The organism is Aminobacter sp. SR38, from assembly GCF_014843375.1.
GTDB lineage: Bacteria > Pseudomonadota > Alphaproteobacteria > Rhizobiales > Rhizobiaceae > Aminobacter > Aminobacter ciceronei.
In genome coordinates, this window is the sequence record NZ_CP062112.1 from 4,125,113 (window position 1) to 4,149,473 (window position 24,361).

At 64.8% G+C, this 24,361-nt stretch carries 21 protein-coding genes, 1 pseudogene and 1 riboswitch; of the genes and pseudogenes, 16 read left to right on the forward strand and 6 right to left on the reverse strand.

Features of this window, described 5'->3' with window-relative positions; translation table 11 throughout:
- The first annotated feature begins 34 nt into the window (after window positions 1–34).
- Window positions 35–226, forward strand: a riboswitch (cobalamin riboswitch).
- Between the two features lie 266 nt (window positions 227–492).
- The 4 genes from IG197_RS20245 to IG197_RS20260 all read left to right on the forward strand — a co-directional run bounded on the left by IG197_RS20245 (window position 493) and on the right by IG197_RS20260 (window position 4,473).
- The gene (locus IG197_RS20245; protein ID WP_192314584.1) at window positions 493–1,542 is read left to right on the forward strand and encodes an ABC transporter substrate-binding protein; all 1,050 of its coding nucleotides are present in this window, start codon (window positions 493–495) and stop codon (window positions 1,540–1,542) included.
- Window positions 1,543–1,604: 62 nt separating this feature from the next.
- Window positions 1,605–2,708: an iron ABC transporter permease gene (locus IG197_RS20250; protein WP_192314586.1), complete on the forward strand. Its 1,104-nt coding sequence runs from the start codon at window positions 1,605–1,607 to the stop codon at window positions 2,706–2,708.
- A complete protein-coding gene (locus tag IG197_RS20255) occupies window positions 2,705–3,478 on the forward strand; it encodes an ABC transporter ATP-binding protein (RefSeq protein WP_067957960.1) in 774 nt (257 codons plus the stop codon). Before IG197_RS20250 ends, IG197_RS20255 begins: the two co-directional genes overlap by 4 nt.
- A complete protein-coding gene (locus IG197_RS20260; RefSeq protein ID WP_192314588.1) occupies window positions 3,478–4,473 on the forward strand; it encodes an LLM class flavin-dependent oxidoreductase in 996 nt (331 codons plus the stop codon). The genes IG197_RS20255 and IG197_RS20260 overlap by 1 nt, the downstream gene beginning before the upstream one ends.
- A 7-nt stretch (window positions 4,474–4,480) precedes the next feature.
- Here IG197_RS20260 and IG197_RS20265 read toward each other — a convergent pair whose 3' ends face one another.
- A complete protein-coding gene (locus IG197_RS20265; RefSeq protein ID WP_067957965.1) occupies window positions 4,481–5,725 on the reverse strand; it encodes a TCR/Tet family MFS transporter in 1,245 nt (414 codons plus the stop codon).
- 293 nt (window positions 5,726–6,018) lie between these two features.
- On the opposite strand from IG197_RS20265, the pseudogene IG197_RS20270 reads away from it, so the two are divergent.
- Window positions 6,019–7,468: pseudogene (locus tag IG197_RS20270) on the forward strand (aldehyde dehydrogenase family protein).
- Between the two features lie 212 nt (window positions 7,469–7,680).
- Here IG197_RS20270 and IG197_RS20275 read toward each other — a convergent pair.
- From IG197_RS20275 to IG197_RS20285, 3 genes are all read right to left on the reverse strand, one after another.
- Window positions 7,681–8,352 carry an MBL fold metallo-hydrolase gene (locus IG197_RS20275; RefSeq protein WP_192319878.1) on the reverse strand — a complete coding sequence of 224 codons (672 nt, stop codon included), beginning with the start codon at window positions 8,350–8,352 and terminating at the stop codon, window positions 7,681–7,683.
- A gap of 50 nt (window positions 8,353–8,402) precedes the next feature.
- A complete protein-coding gene (locus IG197_RS20280; RefSeq protein WP_192314589.1) occupies window positions 8,403–9,569 on the reverse strand; it encodes a diphosphate--fructose-6-phosphate 1-phosphotransferase in 1,167 nt (388 codons plus the stop codon).
- 154 nt (window positions 9,570–9,723) lie between these two features.
- Window positions 9,724–10,455: a L,D-transpeptidase gene (locus tag IG197_RS20285; RefSeq protein ID WP_246765202.1), complete on the reverse strand. Its 732-nt coding sequence runs from the start codon at window positions 10,453–10,455 to the stop codon at window positions 9,724–9,726.
- Between the two features lie 179 nt (window positions 10,456–10,634).
- Between IG197_RS20285 and IG197_RS20290 the strand changes: the two genes are divergently transcribed.
- From IG197_RS20290 to xylB, 3 genes are all read left to right on the forward strand, one after another.
- On the forward strand, window positions 10,635–11,258 hold the full coding sequence (locus tag IG197_RS20290) for a LysE family translocator (protein WP_067957979.1): 624 nt from the start codon (window positions 10,635–10,637) through the stop codon (window positions 11,256–11,258).
- Between the two features lie 10 nt (window positions 11,259–11,268).
- Window positions 11,269–12,591 carry a tetratricopeptide repeat protein gene (locus IG197_RS20295; RefSeq protein WP_371746469.1) on the forward strand — a complete coding sequence of 441 codons (1,323 nt, stop codon included), beginning with the start codon at window positions 11,269–11,271 and terminating at the stop codon, window positions 12,589–12,591.
- A gap of 215 nt (window positions 12,592–12,806) precedes the next feature.
- The gene (xylB, locus tag IG197_RS20300) at window positions 12,807–14,258 is read left to right on the forward strand and encodes a xylulokinase (RefSeq protein WP_192314591.1); all 1,452 of its coding nucleotides are present in this window, start codon (window positions 12,807–12,809) and stop codon (window positions 14,256–14,258) included.
- Window positions 14,259–14,275: 17 nt separating this feature from the next.
- On the opposite strand, the gene IG197_RS20305 is transcribed toward xylB, so the two are convergent.
- On the reverse strand, window positions 14,276–14,635 hold the full coding sequence (locus tag IG197_RS20305; protein WP_192314592.1) for a nuclear transport factor 2 family protein: 360 nt from the start codon (window positions 14,633–14,635) through the stop codon (window positions 14,276–14,278).
- A gap of 151 nt (window positions 14,636–14,786) precedes the next feature.
- On the opposite strand from IG197_RS20305, the gene xylA reads away from it, so the two are divergent.
- The 4 genes from xylA to IG197_RS20325 all read left to right on the forward strand — a co-directional run bounded on the left by xylA (window position 14,787) and on the right by IG197_RS20325 (window position 17,872).
- Complete coding sequence (gene xylA, locus IG197_RS20310) at window positions 14,787–16,097, forward strand: xylose isomerase (protein WP_192314593.1); 1,311 nt, start codon at window positions 14,787–14,789, stop codon at window positions 16,095–16,097.
- A 125-nt stretch (window positions 16,098–16,222) separates the two neighbouring features.
- The gene (locus tag IG197_RS20315; protein WP_192314594.1) at window positions 16,223–16,711 is read left to right on the forward strand and encodes a GNAT family N-acetyltransferase; all 489 of its coding nucleotides are present in this window, start codon (window positions 16,223–16,225) and stop codon (window positions 16,709–16,711) included.
- A gap of 109 nt (window positions 16,712–16,820) precedes the next feature.
- Complete coding sequence (locus IG197_RS20320; RefSeq protein ID WP_067966164.1) at window positions 16,821–17,051, forward strand: hypothetical protein; 231 nt, start codon at window positions 16,821–16,823, stop codon at window positions 17,049–17,051.
- Window positions 17,052–17,113: 62 nt separating this feature from the next.
- The gene (locus tag IG197_RS20325; protein WP_371746470.1) at window positions 17,114–17,872 is read left to right on the forward strand and encodes a TIGR01458 family HAD-type hydrolase; all 759 of its coding nucleotides are present in this window, start codon (window positions 17,114–17,116) and stop codon (window positions 17,870–17,872) included.
- On the opposite strand, the gene IG197_RS20330 is transcribed toward IG197_RS20325, so the two are convergent.
- Window positions 17,869–18,849, reverse strand: a complete 981-nt coding sequence (locus IG197_RS20330; RefSeq protein ID WP_067957993.1) for a GlxA family transcriptional regulator — start codon at window positions 18,847–18,849, stop codon at window positions 17,869–17,871. The two genes, IG197_RS20325 and IG197_RS20330, sit on opposite strands and share 4 nt — an antisense overlap.
- Before the next feature lie 76 nt (window positions 18,850–18,925).
- On the opposite strand from IG197_RS20330, the gene IG197_RS20335 reads away from it, so the two are divergent.
- From IG197_RS20335 to IG197_RS20350, 4 genes are all read left to right on the forward strand, one after another.
- Window positions 18,926–19,843 carry a 3-keto-5-aminohexanoate cleavage protein gene (locus tag IG197_RS20335; protein WP_154386402.1) on the forward strand — a complete coding sequence of 306 codons (918 nt, stop codon included), beginning with the start codon at window positions 18,926–18,928 and terminating at the stop codon, window positions 19,841–19,843.
- 37 nt (window positions 19,844–19,880) lie between these two features.
- Window positions 19,881–20,972, forward strand: a complete 1,092-nt coding sequence (locus IG197_RS20340) for a carnitine 3-dehydrogenase (RefSeq protein ID WP_154386403.1) — start codon at window positions 19,881–19,883, stop codon at window positions 20,970–20,972.
- 3 nt (window positions 20,973–20,975) lie between these two features.
- On the forward strand, window positions 20,976–22,139 hold the full coding sequence (locus IG197_RS20345) for an acyl-CoA dehydrogenase family protein (RefSeq protein WP_182575219.1): 1,164 nt from the start codon (window positions 20,976–20,978) through the stop codon (window positions 22,137–22,139).
- An 82-nt stretch (window positions 22,140–22,221) separates the two neighbouring features.
- Entirely contained in the window at window positions 22,222–24,351 is a 2,130-nt protein-coding gene (locus IG197_RS20350; protein WP_192314596.1) for an acetate--CoA ligase family protein, read from the forward strand.
- Window positions 24,352–24,361 lie beyond the last annotated feature (10 nt).

Sequence of the window (24,361 nt, forward strand, 5' to 3'; positions counted from 1 at the left end):
CCCGGATGGCAACTTGACTTTACCTTGGCCGTCGATAGGTTGGCGCCGTCATGGTCTTCCGCCGCGAGGTGGAAGCTAAGAGGGAATCCGGTGCGAAACCGGAGCTGTCCCGCAACTGTAAGCGGTGAGCCTATTGCCCCTGTGTCACTGGCATTCGTGCCGGGAAGACGGGCGACAAGGCTAGGACCCGCGAGCCAGGAGACCTGCCTGACAGAGTGAGATTCCGTGGTCGGGGTGTGCCACAGGAATGCCGGTTCCCGTCCGGAGGCCCGTTTGCGGCTTTCGCTAGGTCTGCATTTCCGCATCCCCGCCAGGGCAGGCAGAGGTTGGCGCGGCGATGTCGGGAAGAACGGTTTCCCAAGAATATCGAAAGCTTGGGCAGACGCATTCGTCGCCTGCTGCCGTGGCATCGCGCCTCTACCTATTGTCCCGGACGCCTTCCGGGCATGGCAACGCCAGGCGTTGCGCACCCCTTTCAAGCAAGGAGAGATCATGAACATCAGACATTGGATCCTTTGGCTCGGGCTCGCCGCGGCATCCGCCATTGGCCTTGCGCCGGCGGCCGCGGAAAGCTTCACCGACGATGCCGGCCGCAAGGTCGAGCTGGAACTGCCGATCAAGCGGGCGGTGATCTTCAACCGCTACGCGGTCGAGTTCGCCCGCGCCATTGGCGCCATCGACAAGGTCGTTGGCGTCGATGCCAGCACGATGCGGGATCCGACCTACTGGCCGCAGTTCAAGGAAGCCGACATTGTCGGCCAAGGCCAGACGCAGCCCAATTACGAGGCGATCGTTGCGCTCAAGCCGGACCTGGTCATCATCCCTCGCAACGGCGTCTATGAGGAGGCAGCCAAGCAGCTCGAAGCCTTCGACATTCCGGTGCTGGTCGTCACCGCCTGGGACACGCTGCAGCATGTCGAAAACGTGACATTGTTCGGCAAGCTGTTCGACGAGAAGGAAAAGGCCGATGCGCTGAACGCCTACTACACCAAGTACATGGACCTGCTGGCCGAGCGTCTGAAGGGCGTCGAGCGCAAGAAGGTTTATCTTGAAGAGGTCCGTGATCTCGTGACCGTCACGCCCGGCTCAGGCTGGCACGACATGATCGAGGCCGGCGGCGGCACCAATGTCTTCGGCGACATCGACATCAAGAAGGAGCCATCGTCGCGCGGCAACGAAAACAGCTTCACCGTCGATCCCGAGGAGATCATCGCGCGCAAGCCCGACCTTGTAATCAAGCTGCAGCCCGGCTCCTACCAGACCATCCCGGAGGCAAAATTCGCCGAGAGCTGGAGGGCGATCGTCGCGCGCGAGGAAATATCAGGCACGCCGGCAGGGCAGGCGGGCGATGTCCGCCTGATCAACTACTACCTCGCCGGCGGATCCTCCAAGGTCACCGGCGCGCTGCAAGTCGCCAAGTGGCTCTATCCCGACCTCTTCACCGACGTCGATCCCGAGGCTGCGATGAAGGAGTGGATCGAGCTCTACCAAGGCCTGCCGTTCCAGGGCGGCATGACCTACCAGGGCACAGCCTCCAACTGATCGACCAGTACGCCGCCGCCCGTCAGGCGGCGGCGTACCCTCTCAATCCGGAGCCTTAGACCATGGACATCGCAAGCAGTGCCGGTTTGGCGCGTGGCCAATCCGACGGCATTTCCAGCCTCTACCGCCGAGCCGGCTATCGCAAGGCGGCTGTCATCCTGTGCGCGCTGCTTGTGCTGCTGCTCGTCGCCGGCGGCGTTGCCATCGTCGGCATCGCCGAGACGGGGCTGGTGACGCTGCTCATGGTCATCCTGCAAAAGGTCTCGTTCGGCCATTTCGTCGCCGAGGTCGATCCGCAGCAGGCGCGGGTGCTCGTTTATCTGCGCCTGCCGCGCGTCGTCATGGCCATGGTAGCCGGTGGGTCACTGGCATTCGCCGGTGTTTTGATGCAGGCGATCACCCGCAATCCGCTGGTTAGCCCCTACACGATCGGCGTGTCCTCGGCGGCGGCCTTCGGTGCCTCGATCGCCATCATGTTCGGCATAGGCTTCAGCGCCGCCGGGCTCTATTTCGTGCCGCTGACGGCATTTCTGTTCGCGCTCGGCTGCGCCGTGCTGGTGTTCTCCATGGCTTGGCTGCGCGGCATGGGGGCACAGACGATGGTGTTGACCGGCATTGCCCTGATGTACCTGTTCAGCGCCATGACCGCAGCCGTGCAGTTCGTCGCCACCCAGGAGCAACTGGCCCGGGTCGTGCACTGGACGTTCGGCAGCCTGAACGGCATCGGCTGGGATGCGGTTGCCGTCTCTGGTGCGGCACTGCTGGTCGCCCTGCCGCTGGCTCAGTCGCGGGCCTGGCAATTCAACGCGTTGACGAGCGCCGGCGACGACGTTTCGCGTTCGCTCGGCATCAATGTCGCGCTGCTGCGCGGCATCGCCGTCGTGCTGTCGGTGGTGGTCTCGGCGGTGGTCATCAGCTTCACCGGCGTGATCGGCTTTGTCGGGTTGATCGGGCCGCATGTCGCCCGGCTGCTGATCGGCAGCGACCATCGCCATCTCATCCCGTTTTCGGCGATCTGCGGCGCCATGCTGCTGCTTCTGGCCGACACTGTCGGGCGCATGGCGTTCAGCCCGACAGTCATTCCGGTCGGCATCGTCGTCGCCTTCGTCGGCGTGCCGCTGTTCCTGCACCTGATCCTGTCCAGGCGCTCGGAGTATTTTTCATGAGCGACTATCTTTCCGTCGACAAGGTCAGCTTCGGTTATGGCAGCCGCCCCGTGCTGCGCGAGGTCTCGGTCGGGCTGACGAAGGGCGACATACTCGGCCTCATCGGCCCCAATGGTGCCGGCAAGTCGACCCTGGTGCGGACCGTGCTCGGCCTTGCCACGCCGTCGTCGGGGCGGATCCTGCTCGACGGCCACGACATCCGCGCAATGTCGCCCAAAGTCCGCGCCCGCCGGATCGCCTATGTGCCGCAATCCTCGCCGCTCAGCTTTCCAGCGACGGTGTTCGAGACCTGCCTGCTCGGTCGCACACCGCATATGGGGGCGAGCCCGAGCCGTGGTGATCTCGCCGTCGTCGAGGACATGCTCAGGCGGCTGCGCCTCGAGGATTTCGCCTTCCGTCCGATGTCGGAGCTCAGCGGCGGCGAACGCCAGCGTGTGATGCTTGCGCGTGCCCTGGCGCAGGAGACCGAGGTGCTGGTGCTCGACGAGCCGACGAGCGCGCTCGACATCGGCAACCAGCTATTCACCCTGCGCGTGGTGGCCGAGATCGCGCGCGAACGAGGTGTGACGGCACTGGTCGCCATCCATGACCTGTCGCTCGCCGCCCGCTTTTCCGACAGCCTGCTCCTGCTCGACAAGGGCGCCGTTGTCGGCCATGGCAACTGGCGGAGCACGTTGACCGAACAGACGGTGCGCGACGTCTATGGCGTCAATGTCGAGATCGGGCTGCTGCGCGACATTCCCGTTTTTGCCCCGCACGAGCTGACCTGATGCGGCTCGACATTACAGGCTTTGCGCGAGGGGGAAGGGCCGAGAGCCACGCTTCGATGTTGCGGCTCTGCGAAGACGTCGAGCGCACGGGCTTCGACGGCATCTGGTTCAACGAGTTTCATTTCCAGAACCCGCCGCAGGCTTATCCGTCGACCTTGATCCTCGCCTCCGCCATCCTTGCCCGGACGCAGCGGCTGCGGGTCGGCACCTCCATCGTGGTGACGCCGCTCTACCATCCATTCCTCTTGGCTGAGGAGGTGGCACAGTTGCACTGGCAGAGCGGCGGCCGCATCGACCTGGGCATCGGCCGTGGCACACATCCGGCGACGCTTGCCGCGCTGGGCATCGCCGCCGAGAGCACCAGGGCTCGTTTCGAGGACTCCTACCGGATCATGCGCGATGCCTGGACATCAGGCGCAAGGATCGAAGAGGGCGCGTGCTGGCCGGCTTCGGAGGTTTCGGTTGGACCGCTTCTTCCAGGCGAGACGGTGCCGGTCTATGTCGCCGGCACTTCGCGCGACACGCTTGGCTTCGCCGCCCGCGAGGGATTGCCGTTGCTGCTCAGTCTCGATCCGCCTGAAGTCGGGCAGCTTGCCACCTACCAGGCAATCCTCGAGGAGGAGGGCCATGCCTGCCGTCTGCGGGCGTCGCAACTGTCTCGCTATGTCTGCATCGCTCCGACGAAGGTGCAGGCGATGGGCAAGCTCGACGAGCTCGTGCCGCGGCTGTTCGAACGTCGGGTTGCGTCGGCAAAGGCCGCAGGGCGGTCTACTGACCAGATCGTGATGCCCGACCGGCAGACGGCCATGGCGCGGCAGGTGATTGCAGGCTCGCCGGACGATTGTGTGGCGCAGCTCAAGGCGCTGGCGGCAGTTACGGGTATCGATGCCATGCGCCTGGTCTTCAACGGCAACGGCATCGTCGACATGGCGGCGGCGCTCGCCGACATGGAGTTTTTCGGACGCGAGGTGCTGCCAGCCTTGCGGCCCGCCTGAGCGCGTCTCAGGCGGCCTTGTCGGCTGCATCGGCACGGTCTGCCTTGCGCGCCACCACCCAGCCCAGCAGGGCCGCGCCGAAAAGCACGACCGCCGCGAGGTAGAAGGCGAGGCCGGGATAGGGCAGCGGCGTGCCGTCGCGCACCGTCCAGGCATAGACCGCGCCGAAGAACAGCGGCGAGGCGACGCCGGCGATGCTCGCCACGCTCATGTTGGCGCCTTGCAACTGGCCCTGCTCGAATTCGGAAACGCGCTGGGTCATCAGCGACTGCGTCGTCGGCATGGCGAGGCCCCAGAGCGCGTTCGGAATGATCGCCAGCGAGAACCAGAATCCCGTAGGCGCAAGGCCCATGCAGGCGATGCCGAAGGCGCCGGCAAACAGGCCGAACACCATCGTAGCGCGATCGCCGAAGCGCTTGACGGCCGGGCCGACGATCAGACCCTGGACGATCATGTCGAGCACCCCGACCATTGCCAGCAGCGTGCCGACCTCCCAGGCATGCCAGTTGTAGCGATAGGCGGCATAGAGCACGAACACCGCCGAAAAGACGTGATGGGCGAAATGCAGCAGGAAGGTCACTGCGGCGAGCCCGGTGAGCTCAGGGTGCGAACGCAGCAGCATCATCGCGCCGAACGGATTGGCGCGGCGCCAGGAAAACGACATGCGCTTTTCGCGCGGCAGAGATTCCGGCAGCACGAAGGCACCATAGAGGAAGGCGAGCCCGCTCATTGCCGCCGCCACCCAGAAAGGCGCGCGTGGCGATATCTCGCCGAGGAAGCCGCCCATCAGCGGACCGGCGACGAAACCGGCGCTGAAGGCAGCACCGATCAGGCCGTAGGCGCGGGCGCGGCCCTCGGGCGGAGTAATGTCGGCCATATAGGCGAAGACGGTTGTGAAGCTCGACGAGGTGATGCCGGCGACGATGCGGCCAAGCGCCAGCCACCACAGGTTCGGCGCCAGCGCCATCAGCACGTAATCGGCGGCAAGGCCCGCCGTCGACAAAAGGATGACGGGACGGCGACCATAGCGGTCGGACAGCGAGCCGATGATCGGCGAGCAGACGAACTGCATGAAAGCCCACAGCGCGATGAAGACACCGTTGATCCAGCCAGCATCGGCGTTGGACCCGGCGAACTCCTCGATCAGCGAAGGCAGCACCGGAATGATGATGCCCATGGCGACGATGTCGAGAACGGCGGTGACGAAGATGAAGGCGATTGCCGCCTGGCGCCGCGACGCTGTGATGGACATGATGGTGGCCTCGATGGACGTGCCTTATAAAACAACCTGACGCGCGATCCAGCCGTGGCGGCGTATATTGTCCAAACCTACTGACATTGGGGCAAGAGCACCGAAGCGCTGAACCAAGTCTTCACGCCTTGAAAAAGCCGACCTACAAATGCGGTCGGATTCGAGACACGGGCGCGCCGCGCGCCGTTCTACAAGACTGCCGACACTACTGCGCCGCGCGTCGAATTGGGTGCGCAAAGGACGCTGTAGCATTGTGAAACCGTGCATGATCCCCATGCACCAAGGAGCCTGCCATGCTGCGCAAGACGGATTTCTTCATCGACGGAAAGTGGGTCGCGCCGACGGTCGCCAAAGAGCTCGACGTCATCAACCCGGCCGACGAGCAGCCCTTCGCGGTGATCTCGCTGGGATCCGCCGCCGACGTCGACAAGGCGGTTGCCGCAGCGCAGCGCGCCTTCCCGGCGTGGAGCGCCACAAGCCGCGAACAACGTATCGCGCTCTTGGAAAAGCTGCTCGCCGCCTACAACAGGCGAGTGCGAGACATGGCCCAGGCGATTTCCTGGGAGATGGGCGCGCCGATCAAGCTGGCGCTGGAACAGCAGGCAGCCAGCGGCTCGGGCCACATCAAGAGCTTCATCGAGGTGCTGAAAAGCTTCGAATTCGAGGAGCCGCTCAACGACAAGAACCCGCAGGAGCGCATCGTGCGCGAGCCGATCGGTGTCTGCGGGCTGATCACGCCGTGGAACTGGCCGATGAACCAGGTGGCGTTGAAGGTCGTGCCGGCGCTGGCAGCCGGCTGCACGGTGGTGCTGAAGCCGTCTGAGATCGCGCCGATGTCGTCGATCGTGTTTGCCGAGATGATGGAGGAAGCAGGCTTCCCGGCCGGCGTCTTCAACATGGTCAATGGCGACGGGCCGACAGTCGGCGAGGCGATGTCGCGCCATCCCGGCATCGACATGATGTCCTTCACCGGTTCGACCCGCGCGGGCGTGGCCGTGACCAAGGCTTCCGCCGAGACGGTCAAGCGCGTGGCGCTGGAACTGGGCGGCAAGTCGCCCAACATCGTCTTCGACGACGCTGACCTCACCGACGCGGTGACGCGTGGGCTGGCGCATTGCTTCGAGAATACCGGCCAGTCCTGCAACGCCCCGACACGTATGCTGGTGCAGCGCCCGGTCTATGCCAAGGCGGTCGACATCGCGGCGAAATATGCCGCTACCGTCAAGGTCGGCAACCCGGCCGAGGATGGCGACCACATCGGCCCGCTGTCGTCCGACGTACAGTTCGAAAAGGTACAGGGCATGATCGATGCCGGTATCAAGGAGGGCGCGCGTGTCGTTGCCGGCGGCCTCGGCCGGCCCCGAAGGTTTCAACCGCGGCTATTATGTACGCCCGACGGTGTTTGCCGACGCCAACAACGACATGCGCATCGCCCGCGAGGAGATTTTCGGCCCTGTCGTGGCGATGATCCCGTTCGAAACGGAAGAGGAAGCCATCGCCATCGCCAACGATACGCCCTACGGCCTGTCGGCCTATGTCCAGACCGGCGACAAGGCGCGCGCCCAACGCGTGGCGCGCAAGCTCCGTGCCGGCATGGTGCAGATCAACGGCACCGACCGCCCCTATGGCAGCCCCTTCGGCGGCTACAAGCAGTCCGGCCTCGGCCGCGAGGGCGGCAAATGGGGCATCGAGGATTTCCTCGAGGTCAAGGCGATCAGCGGGTTCGAGGAAGGTCTGGGCTGATCTCTTTTCGTCTCAAGAGGTTCCCCCTCTCCGTCTCCCCACGTTGTGGGGGCGAGGAACCCAAGTTTCTGCGAGGTCGCACTCTACCTGTGCAGGCCAGTCAATTTGGCTAGGGCCTGCGTGATTGGCGTTTCCTCTCCCTCACGGAGTGGGGAAGAGGTGGCTCGGGCGAAGCCCGACACGGAGAGGGGCTTCAAGCGAAACCGCCTCTCTTAACCCCCGTTCCGCCTCAGATATTCCATGGCAATCTCACGCATCCTTGTGCCATCGATGCTGTCGGCGTGGCCGCCATGGGCGATGCATACCGGCAGATCGATGAGGCGCCGCATGGTGGCGCAATAGGCTGTGCGGTCGGAATCCGGCATGTCGTCGACCAGAAGCCCACCATGGATGGCGTCGCCCGAGAACAGCGTGCCGTCATGGCAGTCGAACAGGCCGATCGAACCGGGCGAATGGCCGGGCAGATGCAGCACGGTAAAGCTGCGATCGCCAAGCTCGATGACATCGCCCTCATCAAGCAGGCGGTCAAGCGGCGCCGGCACAATGGCATAGTCGGCGGAGCTCCAGCCGGGCCAGGGCAGTTCCGACACCGCGCCGGGAAAATTGCGGAACATATTTGCATAGGTGGCCTCGTCGGGCATCGTCGCGAAGAATTCCGCTTCGACGCTGGGGCCGGCACGCCAGGCAAATTCGTGCAGCGAACCGACATGGTCGAGATGCACGTGGGTTGCGACGGCGAGCAGCGGCTTGCCCGGCGTGATGTCGATTTCGGGCGCGAGCGCACAGATGCCCATGCCGGTGTCGACAAGCATGTCGAGGTCGCGGCCGCGCACCAGCCACATATTGGCGCGACAATAGTCAGTGACGAAGGGCTCGCTCAGCATCGTCGTCGTCGCGTCGACGATGGTTCTCGAAAACCAGCCGGGACGGGGCTTCACACGAAGGGCCTGCCGATCTTGAAGCGGCCGGGCACCAACCGCCTGAGATAGTCCATGCCCTTTTCGGACAGATGGTTGACGTCTGGCAACATGTAGTCGTCGGGCATGTGCCGGGTCTTGCCGGCGACATTGGCCAGCGGCACCAGCTTCAACACGGTCTTGCCGCCCTCATATTTCAGCGCCACCGAGCCGCCGCCCTTGTCGGCCGCATCGACGGCGAAGATGCCGGCGTCGAAGGCCTCCTGTGCGTCGACGGCATTGACCGCGCCGATGTAGCCGCGCGGCATGTAACCGAGCGCGTCGACACGGGCGCGCTTGCCCGGCAGGCCTTCGGCGAGCGCGTTCTCGAAGGCGCGGCTCAGGTCGCTGCCCGAAAGCTTGATGTTGCCATGGGCGTCGCGCTCAAGCTTGTCGGCAGGCACGATGCTCTCGACCAACGCCTTGCCGTCGGCGGTGCTGACGCCTTCGGAAACCGCAACGACGCAACGACGATGGCGGGCCAGCGTCTCCTTCACCTCGTCGATGAAGCGCGGCACGGAGAAGGCACGCTCCGGAACGTAGATCAGGTGCGGCCCATCGGTGTCTTCGTCGCGCCATGCGGCGGCGGCGGCGGTCAGGAAGCCGGCATGGCGGCCCATGACGATGCCGACATAGATGCCGGGCAAGGCGCGGAAATCGAGATCGACCGAGAGGAAGGCGCCGGCGACGAATTCCGCCGCCGAAATGAAGCCCGGAGTGTGGTCGTTTTCCTCGAGGTCGTTGTCGATGGTCTTGGGCGCGTGCACGAAGGCGATACTGCCCTGGGCCGCATCGGTCAGGATCTGCTGGGTGCCGGCGGTGTCGTTGCCGCCGATATAGATGAAAGCGCGCGCATCGGCCTTCTTCAGGCCTTCGAGCACGAGATCGCAATAGGCGGCATCAGGCTTGTCGCGCGTGCTGCCGAGGGCCGCGCCCGGGGTCGCCGCGATGCGCAGCAACTGCTCCTCAGGGATGTCGGTCAGGTCGACATAGTCACCGTCGCGGATACCGCGCACGCCGTGCCGCGAGCCGAGGACCCGCGCCTTGGGATGGCGGCGGCGGATTTCGAGCACGGCACCCGCCATGGTCTGGTTGATGACGGCGGTCGGTCCGCCGCCTTGCGCAATCACGAATGTCGAGGGCATGGTCGTCCTCCCCAAGGGTGCCGGAAATCGCCGTCGGAATGGCGCTGTTTTCCGGCACATTCGCCCTTCTGGGGAAGCGACGCAATGGGAGATTCAACCGGTTCGCAAGGTTTCGGAGATGAGCGGGCCGGAGCTTCCGCTCCGGCCGTCTGCTTTAGCCGACGACGATCGGGGTCTTGCCGTTGACGCGGCTGTAGAGGTCAATGACGTCCTGGTTGATCATGCGCACACAACCCGAAGACATCGCCTGGCCGATCGTCCACCATTCGGGCGAGCCATGGACGCGGTAGCCGGTGTCCTGGCCGTTCTGGAAGATGTAGAGGGCACGCGCCCCGAGTGGATTGTCGAGGCCGCCTGGCTGGCCGCCGGCCCATTTCACCAGCTCCGGCTTGCGCGCGATCATCTCGCGCGGCGGCGTCCAGGTCGGCCACTTCTTGCCATACTGGATGTTGGCGCGTCCGCTCCACAGGAAGCCGTCGCGACCTATGCCGACGCCGTAGCGGATGGCTTCGCCGCCGGGCTGGACAAGATAGAGGAAACGTTCCTGCAGCTTGACGACGATGGTGCCGGGGGCTTCGCCGGTCGGATCGACGACGATCTGGCGGCGGAATTTCGGATCGACCTTGGCAAAGGGGATTTCCGGCAGCTGGAATCCTTCGTCGGTGAAGGACGCATACATCACATTCGGGCTGGTGACCTGCTTGTCGACGCTGATCTGCGGGCGGACCGAACCGGTGACGGTGTTGTCCAGGCCCATCGCCGGCATCTCGAAGTCCATGGCACGGCTGCAGCCGGCGACCAGGCCAGCGGCACCGAGGCCGAACAGCACGTTGCGACGCGAGGCAAGTTTCGAAAATTCGGTCTTCGGAGCAGGCGACTTCGACACGGCACAATTCCACTCTATACGCGGGGCGGCCAGGCACCGGAGTGAAACTCCGGCTGTGGATCGCGTGTATTTTCACCATTCATGGTTGAAAAAGCATGAACGCGGCCTGCCGCGCGTTAAGGGCTTTACATCGGCGCGGAGCCGGAGCTTGATCCCGCATCCAATGAGGGAGAGTTGCCATGTCGTTTGAAAGCTGGGCCGCCTTTGCCGCCGCGTCCGCGGTGCTTCTCGTCATCCCGGGGCCCACGATCCTGCTCGTCGTATCCTACGCGCTCGGCCAGGGCTGGCGCACGGCACTGCCGATGGCCGTCGGCGTGGCGCTGGGCGATTTCACCGCCATGACGCTGTCAATGCTGGGCATCGGCGCGCTGCTTGCCGCGTCCGCCACAGTCTTCACCATCGTCAAGTGGATCGGTGCCGCCTATCTGATCTATCTCGGCATCAAGCTGTTCCGCGCCGGTGGCACGCTGGACGCCAAGCCGCGCACGGATGCCGCGTCTGCCGCCAAGATGATGGCGCATGCCTGGATCGTGACCGCGCTGAACCCCAAGAGCATCACCTTTTTCGTGGCCTTCCTGCCGCAGTTCCTCGACCGCAGCGGCGATTTCTGGACGCAGATGGTGATCTTCGAACTGACCTTCTTGACGCTCGCCTTCGCCAACGCCTTCGGCTACGCGCTGGTGGCTGCACGGGCGCGAAGTGTCGTGTCCAATCCTCGCGCGATCCGCATTTTCAACCGTACCGGTGGCACGCTTCTGGTCGGCGCCGGCATTGCCGCTGCGGCCACCCGCTCCGGGCACTGAGGAAGCTGTGATGGTGAAGGACGGGCTCGGGCTTACGCTGAGCGGCGCCGATGCGGCGGCGGCTGCGCACTACGAGCGCGGGGTGAGCGAACTCCAGCGCTTTGTCGGCGATCCGGTCGGATCGGCCGACAAGGCGATCGCGACCGCGCCCGACTTTACCATGGCGCATGTACTCAAGGGCTGGCTCTATGGCCTCTCCACTGAACTTGAGGCGATGGCGGTGGCGCGGGATTGCCACGCTGCGGCTGCAGGGCTCGCGGCCACGGCGAGGGAAAAGGCCCATGTCGCGGCTCTCGGACGCCTCGCTAGCGGGCATTGGCATGAGGCCGGGCGTATCCTCAGCGAGCTGACGGCGGAGCATCCCACCGATGCATTGGCGTTGCAGGCCGGGCACCAGATCGATTTCTTCACCGGAAACGCCCCGATGCTGCGCGATCGTATCGCCAGGGCGCTATCGTCATGGGGCATGGGCATGCCCGGTTATCACGCCATACTCGGCATGCAGGCCTTCGGTTTCGAGGAGATGGGCGACTATGCCAGGGCCGAGGCGTTGGGGCGCGAGGCGGTCGAGCTCGAGCCGCGCGACGGCTGGGCCCAGCATGCGGTGGCGCATGTGATGGAGATGCAGAGCCGCCAGCGCGATGGCATCGCCTGGATGCGCGGCAACACCGACGCGTGGACGAAGGAGAGCTTTCTCCAGGTCCACAACTGGTGGCACTTGGCGCTGTTTCACTACGATCTCGGCGAGACCGACGAGGTGCTGGCACTTTATGACGGACCGATCTACGGCGGGCAATCGAAGCTGGCGCTCAACATGGTCGATGCCTCGGCGATCCTGTGGCGGCTCAATCTCGGCGGTGTCGATGTCGGCGAGCGCTGGGCGAGCCTTGCCGCCAACTGGGCACCGAAGGCCGCGGCCGGCAACTATGCCTTCAACGATGCACACGCGATGATGGCCTTTGTCGGCGCCGGGCTGGAAGCGCCGGCTAAGGCGATGCTCTATGCCCAGCGCGAGGCGATTGCCCGCGACGATGACAACGCCGCATTCACCCAGGATGTCGGCCATCCCGTCACATTGGCGATCAAGGCCTTCGGGGAAGGGCGTTATGGCGAGACGGTGCGGCTGCTCGAGCCTGTCCGGACCATCGCCCACCGTTTCGGTGGCAGCCATGCCCAGCGCGACGTGATCGAACTGACGCTGATCGAGGCGGCCCTGCGCGATGGCAACGATGCGCTTGCCGTGAAGCTTGCCTCCGCCCGTAACAACGCGCGGCCGGCCAGTCCGCTCTCGGGCCTGTTCGTCCAGCGCGCCGCGCTGCTCGCGCATGGCTGATCTGGGCTGACAGCGCTTTCCGAGGCGTCTGATTTTATTTTTTGCGAGTTCCGAAATAAATGTCGACCCGACCCCGGAATGTTTGCTAATAAGCAGCGTCCGTCGGAGGAACGGGACGATGGCCTGGCCGTTTCTGCCTGTTGGCGATGAAGGCCGGCCAATGACGTGAGAGGATGGACGCTTGCCGTCCGCGTCGCTCATTCGGGAGGAATGGCATGTATCTGGGGCTCGATCTCGGCACGTCAGGCGTGAAGGCACTGCTGATGGACGCCGACCAAAAGATCATTGGTTCCGGCCATGGTTCGCTCGACGTCTCCAGGCCGCATCACGGCTGGTCCGAGCAGGACCCTGCCGAATGGATCCGCGCCGCAGAAGAGGCGGTCGCCGAGCTCAGGTCCGCGCATCCAACAGAACTTGCCGCCGTGCGTGGCATCGGCCTCTCCGGCCAGATGCATGGCGCAACGCTGCTCGACGCCGCGGGAAAGGTGCTGCGCCCCTGCATCCTCTGGAACGACACGCGCAGCTTTGCCGAGGCGGCCAGCCTCGACGCCGATCCGCGCTTCCGCAAGATCACCGGCAACATCGTATTCCCTGGCTTCACCGCCCCCAAGCTCGCCTGGGTGCAGGCCAACGAGCCCGACATCTTCGCCAAGGTGGCAAAGGTGCTCCTGCCCAAGGACTACCTCAGGCTCTGGCTGTCAGGCGAATACATCTCCGAAATGTCCGACGCGGCCGGCACTTCCTGGCTCGACGTCGCGGTGAGGCGCTGGTCGCCGGAGCTGCTCGCCGCCACTGGCCTTGGCACCGAACACATGCCGTCTCTGGTCGAGGGCACCGACAAGGCAGGCATGTTGCGCGGCGAATTGGCTTCGAAATGGGGCATGGGGCAGGGCGTGGTGATAGCAGGCGGCGCCGGCGACAACGCGGCTTCGGCCTGCGGCATGGGCACGGTCAAGCCGGGTGCGGCCTTTGTCTCGCTCGGCACGTCGGGCGTGCTGTTTGCCGCCAACGGCGCTTACCTGCCCAATCCGGAAAGTGCCGTGCACACTTTCTGTCATGCGTTGCCAAATGCCTGGCATCAGATGGGCGTCATCCTGTCGGCGACGGATTCGCTCAACTGGCTGAGCACCATATCGGGCAAGGACGCGGCCGAGTTGACACGCGAACTCGGCGACGAATTGCGCGCTCCCTCAGGTGTCACCTTCCTCCCCTATCTCTCGGGCGAACGGACCCCGCACAATGACGCGGTGATCCGCGGCTCGTTTACCGGCCTGGCCCATGAGATCGACCGCGCGGGCCTGACCCAGGCCCTGCTCGAAGGCGTCGCCTTCGCTTTCCGCGACAGTCTTGAAGCGCTGGCGTCGGCTGGAACGACGCTGACGCGGGTGACCGCCATCGGCGGCGGCTCACGCTCGCGCTACTGGCTGAAGGCGATCGCCACTGCCCTCAGCGTGCCGGTCGACATTCCCGCCGACGGCGATTTCGGGGCTGCCTTCGGCGCTGCGCGTCTCGGCCTGATCGCTGCCGAAGGTGCTGACCCGCACCAGGTTTGCACGCCGCCTGATACCGCCGAAACCATCGAACCTGTGGCAGCACTGGCAGGCGCCTATGACGAGGCCTACCAGCGCTATCGCAAGCTCTATCCGGCGATCCGGGGGACAATGTGAACGCCGAGCGTGCCAGATCAGCCCGGCACCTTGTCAAGAAAGCCGGTGATGAGGCTCAGGCGCCCGTCCTTGATGGTGGCGAAGTCAGAGCCTTCTATCACGGCTTCCGCGCCATCGGGACCAAGGCCCCAGGAAAAGCGGATGTTGTCGCTGAAGCCGTCGGCCTTGCCCTTCAGCTTGAAGCGGAAGCCGGGAAACTGGCCGTGCACGCCGGCGATGAGCGCGTCGATGCCGGCATGGCCGTCGCCCTGCATGATCGGGTCGCGATAGCTGACGCCGGTGGCGAAGGCAGCTTCGACAAGTCCCTTGCGGGCGGCGGCGTCGGTCTCGTTCCAGGCGGCGAAATAGGCCTCGGCGATGGCGTTGTAGTCGGTCATTTCTGCTCTCCGTCTGACACGTCTTGGTTGACGCCACCCTTGTCGCAGCGGGCGCGAATGAAACCAATTACGCCTGAGGTAATCGAACACGGAAATTCGGCGACCGCCCCAAAACGGGCGGTCATGCGTACTCACTGAAAGGAGTTTTGCCATGAGCACCGGCTATTTCGGCGACATCAAGCCCGTCCGCTACGAAGGCCCCGACAGCACCAATCCGCTGGCCTATCGCCATTACAACGCCGACGAGGTGGTGCTGGGCAAAAGGCTGGAAGACCATCTGCGCTTCGCCGTTGCCTACTGGCATACATTCGCCTGGCCGGGCGGCGATCCGTTCGGCGGCCAGACCTTCGAGCGGCCCTGGTTTGGCGAGACGATGGAGAACGCCAGGCTGAAGGCCGATGTCGCCTTCGAGCTGTTTTCGCTGCTGGGCGTTCCCTACTACTGCTTCCACGATGCCGATGTGCGGCCGGAGGGTGCCAACTTCACCGAGAGTGCAAAGCGCCTCGACGAGATCGCCGACTATTTCGAAGAAAAGATGGCCAAGACAGGCGTCAAGCTTTTGTGGGGCACTGCGAACCTGTTCTCCAACCGCCGCTTCATGGCGGGTGCCGCGACCAACCCCGATCCCGATGTCTTTGCTTATGCGGCGGCGACGGTGAAGCATTGCATGGATGTCACCAAGCGGCTCAAGGGCGAGAACTACGTGTTGTGGGGCGGTCGCGAGGGCTACGAGACTCTGCTCAACACCGACATGGGCCGCGAGCTCGACCAGCTCGGGCGCTTCCTCAATCTGGTCGTCGACTACAAGCACAGAAGCGGCTTCACCGGCACCATCCTGATCGAACCCAAGCCGCAGGAGCCGACCAAGCACCAGTACGATTACGACGTCGCCACCGTCTATGGCTTCCTCAGGAAGTACGGGCTGGAGAACGAGGTGAAGGTCAATATCGAGCAGGGGCACGCGATCCTGGCCGGCCACTCCTTCGAGCACGAACTGGCGACCGCCAATGCGCTCGGCATCTTCGGCTCCATCGACATGAACCGCAACGACTACCAGTCGGGCTGGGACACCGACCAGTTCCCCAACAACGTGCCCGAAATGGCGCTTGCCTATTACCACGTGCTTGCCGGTGGCGGCTTCAAGTCAGGCGGCACCAACTTCGACGCCAAGCTGCGCCGCCAGTCGCTCGACCCCGAAGACCTGCTGGTCGCCCATATCGGCGGCATGGACGCTTGCGCGCGCGGCCTCAAGGCCGCGGCGAAGATGATCGAGGACAAGGCGCTGTCGGGTCCGCTCGAGGCGCGTTACGCCGGCTGGAATTCGGCTGAAGCCAAGGCGATGCTGGCTGGCGAACGCAGCCTCGAGCAGATCGCCGCGCGCGTCGTCGCCGCCGGCATTGAGCCGCAGCCGAAGTCGGGCCGGCAGGAATATCTGGAGAACGTCGTCAACCGCTACGTCTGACGGCTTCGCACGACGATGAACGACGGCGCCGGCCCCGAGGGCTGGCGCCATTTCTTGTCCGCACTGTCCGATGCCCAAACGCAGTCCTGCTGCTAGATGGACGCCTGGAAAGCAGGAGAGAGAGCATGGACATGCGCAACATCTTGGTGCGGCCGGCGAATACAGATGACTTCGCCGCGGTAAAGCAGGTGTTGGCCGATACGTTCGAGAGCACCTGGCGGCCGGAGATCACCGAAGCGGCTGCCGAACGCTACCTCTCGTCCGATGTCGGCGGCCGTTATGTCGATGAAAACGGCCCCGCCTTCTGGGTCGCGGAAGTCGACGGCCAGGTCGCCGGCATGGTCCACTGGAGTGGCGACTTCATCGAAGCATTGCACGTCTCCGGCAGATTCCAGCGCCTCGGCCTCGGCAGGCTGCTGCTGGCGCGGGCCGAACAGGAGATCGGCAAGGCCGGTTTGCCGAAAGTACGGCTCGAAACCGATACGTTCAACCAGCAGAGCCAGGCCTTCTACCGCGCGCTCGGCTATGTCGAGACGGCAAATTATCCCGACGAGGAATGGGACAGCGGGCTGACCACTGTGCTGTTCGAAAAGTCGCTCGGTCGCGGACGGTGACAGGACAGGAATCGCATGGGTTGAGCCCCGGTGCGCAGTTGCACGCCTGCCCCTGAATTGCCTCTTTCTCGCCCTCAAGATGCCAGTCGAATCAGCGACTTACCGCGCCATGAGACGGGAACAAGAGACTTTCATCACACATGGCCACGAACCGGCGATCGACGCCCTGCTAAACAGGTCGGAGACCGGGTCGATCGTCGACCGGCTGATGGCATTGCCGCCGTTGCTGGAGCCTGAGCTTTCCGACGAATGGACCCGGGCGGTTGCGTCACGCCTCGAGGCCATATTGGCCCAGAGCATGCGTTCGCGCATCGACGGCGTCGTCAACCAGGCGGCCTGATCCCAACAGCGTGGTTTGACGAAGCCAGGGCGGTCGGCCATCCTCCTTGCATGATACGCGCGGTGCTGCTCGATCTCTCGGGCGTCGTTTATGACGGCGACACGCCGATACCGGGCGCGGTCGCTGCCATCGGGCGGCTCCGCGCCGAGGGCTTGCCGATCCGCTTCGTCAGCAACACGACGCGTTCACCGCACGGGACGATCGTTGCACAACTTGCCAACCTTGGCGTCTCCGTCAGCAGTGACGAGCTGTTCACGCCGGCGCGTGCTGCGGTCGATTGGCTCGCCCGCGAAGGCTGCGCGCCCCATCTCCTGGTGCATCCCGACCTCGTGCCCGAATTCGCCGGCAACATGTTCGGCGACAGGAAGGCGGTGGTGGTTGGCGATGCCGCCGAGGCCTTCACCTATGCAGCGATGAACGCCGCCTTCCGCCAGCTGATCGATGGTGCTGAGTTTCTCGCGCTTGCCGTCAACCGCACCTTCAAGGATGCCGATGGCGGGCTCAGCCTCGATGCGGGCGCCTTCGTCGCGGCGCTCGAATTTGCGGCCGGCAAGCAGGCGACGGTGCTGGGCAAGCCTGCGCGGGACTTCTTCCATGCCGCGTTGGCCGGGTTGGACTGCCTGCCGGGACAGGCGGTGATGGTCGGCGACGATGCCGAAAGCGATGTTGCGGGTGCCTTGAGGGCGGGTGTCGGCTCGGCGCTTCTGGTGCGCACCGGCAAATATCGCGCCGGCGACGAAAGCCGCCACGCGCCGCACCCGAGCGCGGTCGTCGACGATCTCGCTGCGGCGGTCGACTGGCTCCTGGCCCATCGCGGCTAGCTCTTGCGCATCCTCACCGGCGGCGTGCCGAAGGCATGCGAGAAACTGCGCGAGAATGCGGCGGCCGATGAGAAGCCGGTGCGCTCCGCCACCTCGGCCATGCTGACGCGCGTGTCGACCACCAGTCTTCGCGCGGCATTCAATCTCAGCCTGAGATAATAGGCGCCCGGAGTTTCGCCGATCGAGGCGCGGAAGATGCTTTCGAGCGTGCGTGCGGTCACGCCAGCACGTTTTGCAATCGCGGCGATGGTCAGCGGCTGGTCGACATGTGCTTCCATCAGCCGGATCGCCTGGGCGAGGCGCGGGTCGTAGCCGTCGAGCCGGCCAAGCGAGACCAGCGGCTGCGCGTCGGTGGCGGCACGCGACTGGTCGTAGATGAAGACGCTGGCGACATCGAGCGCGGTGGCCATGCCGAGCCGCGAGCGTACCAGATGCAGCATCAGGTCGAAGGTCGGAGCCGCACCGCCCGAGGTGAACACCGGGCCATCGATGATGTAGCGGTGGGGGCGGACCTCGACGTCGGGGAAGGCGGCGGCGAAATCCTCCATGTCTTCCCAATGGGTGGTGGCGGCACGGCCTTCCAAAAGCCCGGCACGCGCGACCAGCCAGGTGCCGGCCTCGATGCCTCCGGCCGCTCGCGCCTGGCGGGCACAGCGCCTGATGCCGCCGAGCAGCTTCGAGGTGGTGTAGCCTTGGGTGCCGAAGCCGGCGATGACCATCAGCACGTCGCAGGGCTCGTCTGGGTCGAAGGCGCCGGATACCGCTACCGGCAGGCCGCAGGTGGTGATCGCCGGCTCACCTGTGGCGGATACCAGCCGAAAGTCGAAATGCGTCTCACCTGATATGCGGTTGGCCGCACGCAGCGGGTCGACGGCTGATGCCACGCACATGATCGACGCGCCGGAGAAAACCAGCATCGTCACCTTGAGCGGCGAGCGCTCCTCGCGAAAGATTGTCGGCTTTTCGCTTTTTGCCATTTGGCTTTCGTAAAACGCAAAACAAGACGACGCAAGCGGCGCAATGATCCGTCAAGTTTCGTAAGGGAGGAATGCGATGCCGCTCGAGATGAACCGTGAGGTTTTCATTACCTGTGCCGTTACCGGGTCCGGCGGCACGCAGGATCGCAGCCATCTGGTGCCGCGTTCGCCCAAGCAGATCGCCGACTCGGCCATCGAGGCAGCCAAGGCCGGTGCGGCGATCGTCCACTGCCACGTCCGCGACCCGGAGACCGGCAAGCCGCGCCGCGACATCCATCTCTACCGCGAGGTGACCGAGCGCATCCGTGAAGCCAATGTCGACGTGGTGTTGAACCTCACCGCCGGCATGGGCGGCGACATGGTGTTTGGCGGCGTCGAAAGCCCGCTGCCGCTCAAGGAAGCCGGCACCGACATGGGCGGCGCCACCAACCGCGTCGAGCATGTGCGCCAGTGTCTGCCGGAGATCTGCACGCTCGACTGCGGCACGATGAACTTCGCCGAGGCCGACTACGTCATGACCAACACGCCGGGCATGCTGCGCGCCATGGGCGGCATGATGACCGCGATGGGCGTGAAGCCCGAGATCGAGGCCTTTGACACCGGTCATCTATGGTTTGCCAAGCAGCTGGTCGAGGAGGGCGTGCTTGCGCCCGACGCGCTGGTGCAGCTGTGCATGGGCGTGCCGTGGGGTGCGCCCGACGACCTCAATACCTTCATGGCGATGGTCAACAACGTGCCGAAGAGCTGGACCTTCTCGGCCTTCTCGCTGGGCCGCAACCAGATGGCCTATGCGGCCGCAGCGGTGCTGGCCGGCGGTAATGTGCGCGTCGGCCTCGAGGACAATCTCTGGCTCGACAAGGGCGTGCTCGCCACCAATGCGCAACTGGTCGAGAAGGCGGTCGCCGTCGTCGAGACCCTGGGCGCGCGGGTCATCGGACCGGAAGAGGTGCGTAAGAAGCTCAACCTCGTCAAGCGCGCGCCGCTGGCGGCCTGATGGCCGCAAGTCCAAATCTGCCGGGAGGGGCATGTTCATGAACACAATTTCCAAAGCAGCCGCCATTGGCGGCGGGGTGATCGGCGCGGGCTGGGTGGCGCGGCTGCTGCTCAACGGCATCGACGTGTCGATCTTCGATCCCGACCCGGAGGCAACCCGCAAAGTCAGCGAGGTGATGAAGGGGGCGCGCCGCGCCTACAAGCAGATGGTGCCCGGCGGGCTGCCCAAAGAAGGCAAGCTGACCTATGCCAAGACAATTGCCGAGGCGGTGGCAGACGCCGATTTCATCCAGGAAAGCGTGCCTGAGCGACTTGATCTCAAGCACAAGGTGCTGGCCGAGATCGACATGCACGCGCCAGCCAATGCGATCATCGGCTCGTCGACCTCGGGGATCAAGCCGTCTGACATGCAGGTGGCGATGAAGAAGCACCCTGAAAGACTGGTTGTCGGCCATCCGTTCAACCCGGTCTATCTTCTGCCGATCGTCGAGATTGTCGGCGGTATCAAGACGTTCCCCGAGGCCATCGAGGTCGCCAAGGAGATCTATTCTTCGATCGGCATGAAGCCGGTTGTCATCCGCAAGGAGATCGAGGCCTTTGTCGGCGACCGCCTGCTCGAAGCGGCCTGGCGCGAGGCGCTGTGGCTGATCAAGGACGGAATCTGCTCGGTCGAGGAACTCGACGACATCATGCGCTACGGGTTCGGCCTGCGCTGGGCCCAGATGGGCATGTTCCAGGTCTATCGCATTGCCGGCGGCGAAGCGGGCATGCGCCACTTCATGGCCCAGTTCGGGCCCTGCCTGCAGTGGCCGTGGACCAAGCTGATGGATGTGCCGGAGTTCAACGACGAACTCGTCGACCTGATCGCCGGCCAGTCCGACGACCAATCAAGCAAGTGGTCGATCCGCGAGCTGGAGAAGATCCGCGACGACAATCTTGTCGCGATCATGGATGCGCTGTCGAAGCAGAACAAGGGCAAGGGCTGGGGCGCCGGAGCGCTCTACAAGGACTACACCAAACAGCTCGCCGCCCAAGCCAAGCCGAAGGTCTCGAAGGCCGCCGAAAAGGCCAAGGCGAGCAAGCCGGTTAAGAAGGCTCTGAAAAAGGCTCCGGCCAAGAAGAAGGGCTAAGCCATGCATTTCGGTCTGTCCGAGGAACAGCAACTCATCGTCGACACGACGCGTGCCTTCGTCGAGAACGAGCTCTATCCGCATGAGCAGGAGGTCGAGCGCACGGGTCATCTCAGGCGCGAGCTGATCGAGGACATCAAGGCAAAGGCGATCACGGCTGGGCTTTATGCTGCCAACATGCCGGCGGATGTCGGCGGTGCCGGGCTCGATACGCTGACCTGGCTGCTTTACGAAAAGGAGCTCGGCCGCGCCAACTATGCGTTGCACTGGACCTGCGTGGCGCGCCCGTCCAACATCCTGCTCGCCGGCACGTCGGAGCAGCGCGAGAAGTATCTTTTCCCTTGCATCCGCGGCGAGAAGTCGGACTGTCTAGCCATGACCGAGCCGGGTGCGGGTTCCGACCTGCGCGGCATGAGAGCGACTGCCGTCCAGGATGGCAGCGACTGGGTGCTCAACGGCACCAAGCATTTCATCTCCCACGCCGACATTGCCGATTTCGCCATCGTCTTCATGGCCTCGGGCGAAGAGGACAGTCCGCGTGGAAAACGCAAGAAGATCACCGCGTTCTTCGTCGACAAGGGCACGCCTGGCTTCACCGTGCGCGACGGCTATCGCAACGTCTCGCATCGCGGCTACACCAATTCGGTGCTGGAGTTCGACGACTGCCGCCTGCCGGCGAGCCAGGTCCTTGGCGAGGTGCACAAGGGTTTTGAAGTCGCCAACAGCTGGCTGGGCGCAACGCGCCTGCAGGTCGGCGCCACCTGCCTCGGCCGCGCCGAACGCGCATTGAACCATGCCGTCGAATACGCCGCCCAGCGCCAGCAGTTCGGCCAGCAGATCGGCAAGTTCCAGGGCGTGTCGTTCAAGCTGGCCGACATGGCGACGGAGCTCAAGGCTGCCGAGCTGATGGTGATGGAGGCGGGCTGGAAATACGATCAGGGCACGGTCACCGACCAGGACATGGCGATGGCCAAGCTCAAGGCCACGGAAATGCTAGCCTTCGTCGCCGACGAGGCGATCCAGATCCATGGCGGCATGGGCCTGATGGACGACCTGCCGCTGGAACGCATCTGGCGCGACGCCCGCGTCGAGCGCATCTGGGAAGGCACTTCAGAGATCCAGCGCCACATCATCTCCCGCGCGCTGCTCAGGGCGGTGGGCGGATGATCTCGGGGCTGCGCAGGCGGCAAAAAAAGTTTGACCTTGCTCCTCGGGGCAAGGTGGCCCGCAGGGCCGGGTGGGGGTGGAAATGAGTAGCTCGACTTTGCCCACCTCCACCCCGAAGCTTTCAGGGCGAACGCGGCTCGAGCACCTGCTGCGGCCGAAGTCGATTGCCGTCTTCGGCGGCTCGCAGGCCGCGGCCGTGATCAGGCAGTGCCTGAAGATGGGCTTTGCCGGCGACATCTGGCCGGTGCATCCGACAAAGGGTGAGGTCGAGGGCATCAAAACCTTTCGCTCGGTGGCAGAGCTGCCGGCGGCGCCCGACGCCGCCTTCGTTGGCGTCAACCGCTTCCTGACCATCGAGGTGATCGCGCAACTCGCCGCGCGTGGCGCGGGCGGGGCGATCTGCTTTGCCTCGGGCTTCCTCGAGGCAGGCAACGACGACGCCGATGGTGAGCGGCTGCAGGCCGAGCTGGTCGCGGCCGCCGGTGCGATGCCGGTCATCGGCCCCAATTGCTACGGCCTGATCAACTATGCCGACGGTGCGCTATTGTGGCCCGACCAGCATGGCGGCCAGAGGCTTGCGCCTGAGGGGCGCGGCGTTGCCATCATCACGCAATCGTCCAACATCGCCTGCAACCTGACCATGCAGAAGCGCGGCCTGCCGGTTGCCTTCCTGATGACGGCCGGCAACCAGGCGCAAACCGGTCTCTCCGAGATGGCGCTGGGCCTGATCGAGGATGAGCGTGTGTCGTGCCTCGGCCTGCACATCGAAGGCTTCGACACGGTCGACGGTTTCGAGCGGCTGGCGGCGCGGGCGCGCGAACTGAACAAGCCGATCGTCGCCATGAAGGTCGGCCGCTCCGAGCAGGCGCGCAAGGCGACGATCTCGCACACGGCTTCGCTCGCCGGCTCCGACGCTGCGTCGGATGCCTTCCTCAAACGGCTGGGCATCGCCCGTGTCGAGACCATCCCGTCACTGCTCGAAACGCTGAAGCTGCTGCATGCCTTGGGACCACTGCCCGGCTTCACGCTGTCGTCGATGAGTTGTTCGGGTGGCGAGGCCTCGGTCATGGCCGACAGTGCCGAGGGCCGGCGGGTGCGTTTCCCGGCGCTTAAGCCTGACCACTATGCGCGGATAAGATCGACGCTCGGCGCTTTTGTGGCGGTCGCCAATCCGCTCGACTACCACACCTTCATCTGGAACGACGAACCGGCGATGACGGCCACCTTCACGGCGATGGCGTCAGGCGGCTTCGACCTCAACATGCTGGTGCTGGATTTCCCGCGCAACGACCGTTGCTCGGATGCCGACTGGTGGCCGACGGTGCGCGCCTTCGAGGCGGCGCTGAAAGCCAATGGCGCGTCTGGCGCGGTGGTGGCGTCGATGTCGGAGAACCTGACCGAGGAGCACGCCGCCGACCTCTTTGCGCGCGGCATCGTGCCGTTGCAGGGCATAGCGGAGGCGATGGACGCGGCAGAGGCTGCCGCGTTTGTCGGCGAGGCGTGGCGTAGGCCGGTTGCTGCGGCAGTAGGGCGTGGTGCTGATGCATCCCGCTCCGGCAAAAGGCTAGAAAGGGGCGACGCCAAGGCGATATTTGACGAAGCCGCCGCCAAGTTCCTGCTGCGCGACGCCGGCCTCGCCGTGCCGAGCGGCCGTCGCGCGGCAAGTGTTGCGGAGGCCATCGCGGCTGCGGAGTCGCTGGGCTATCCGGTTGCGCTCAAGGCGCTCGGCGTGACCCACAAGAGCGAACTCGGTGCCGTCAGGCTCAACCTGCGGACCGGCGAGGAGGTCGGCGCGGCGGCTGCAGCCCTTTTGCTGCTCGGCTCCGGCCTCTATGTCGAAAAGATGGTCTTGGGCGGTGTGGCCGAGCTGATCGTCGGTGTCACCAGCGATCCGCTGTTCGGGCCCGTCATGACCATCGGCAGCGGCGGTGTACTGGTCGAGCTGATGAAAGACAGTGCCACGCTGCTTTTGCCCGCCTCGCGCGGCGAGGTTGCAGCGGCGCTCACGGGGCTGAAGATGTACCCGTTGCTCCAAGGCTATCGCGGCCGCGCCAGGGCTGATGTCGGTGCCGCAATCGATGCGATCATGGCCATATCAGGCTTCGTGTCCCATCATGGCGATGCAATCGAGGAACTCGATATCAATCCGCTGATCGTCTGTGTTGAGGGGCAGGGCGCCTGGATTGCGGATGCGCTGCTGGTGACGGCCTAGAGGGAGAGAA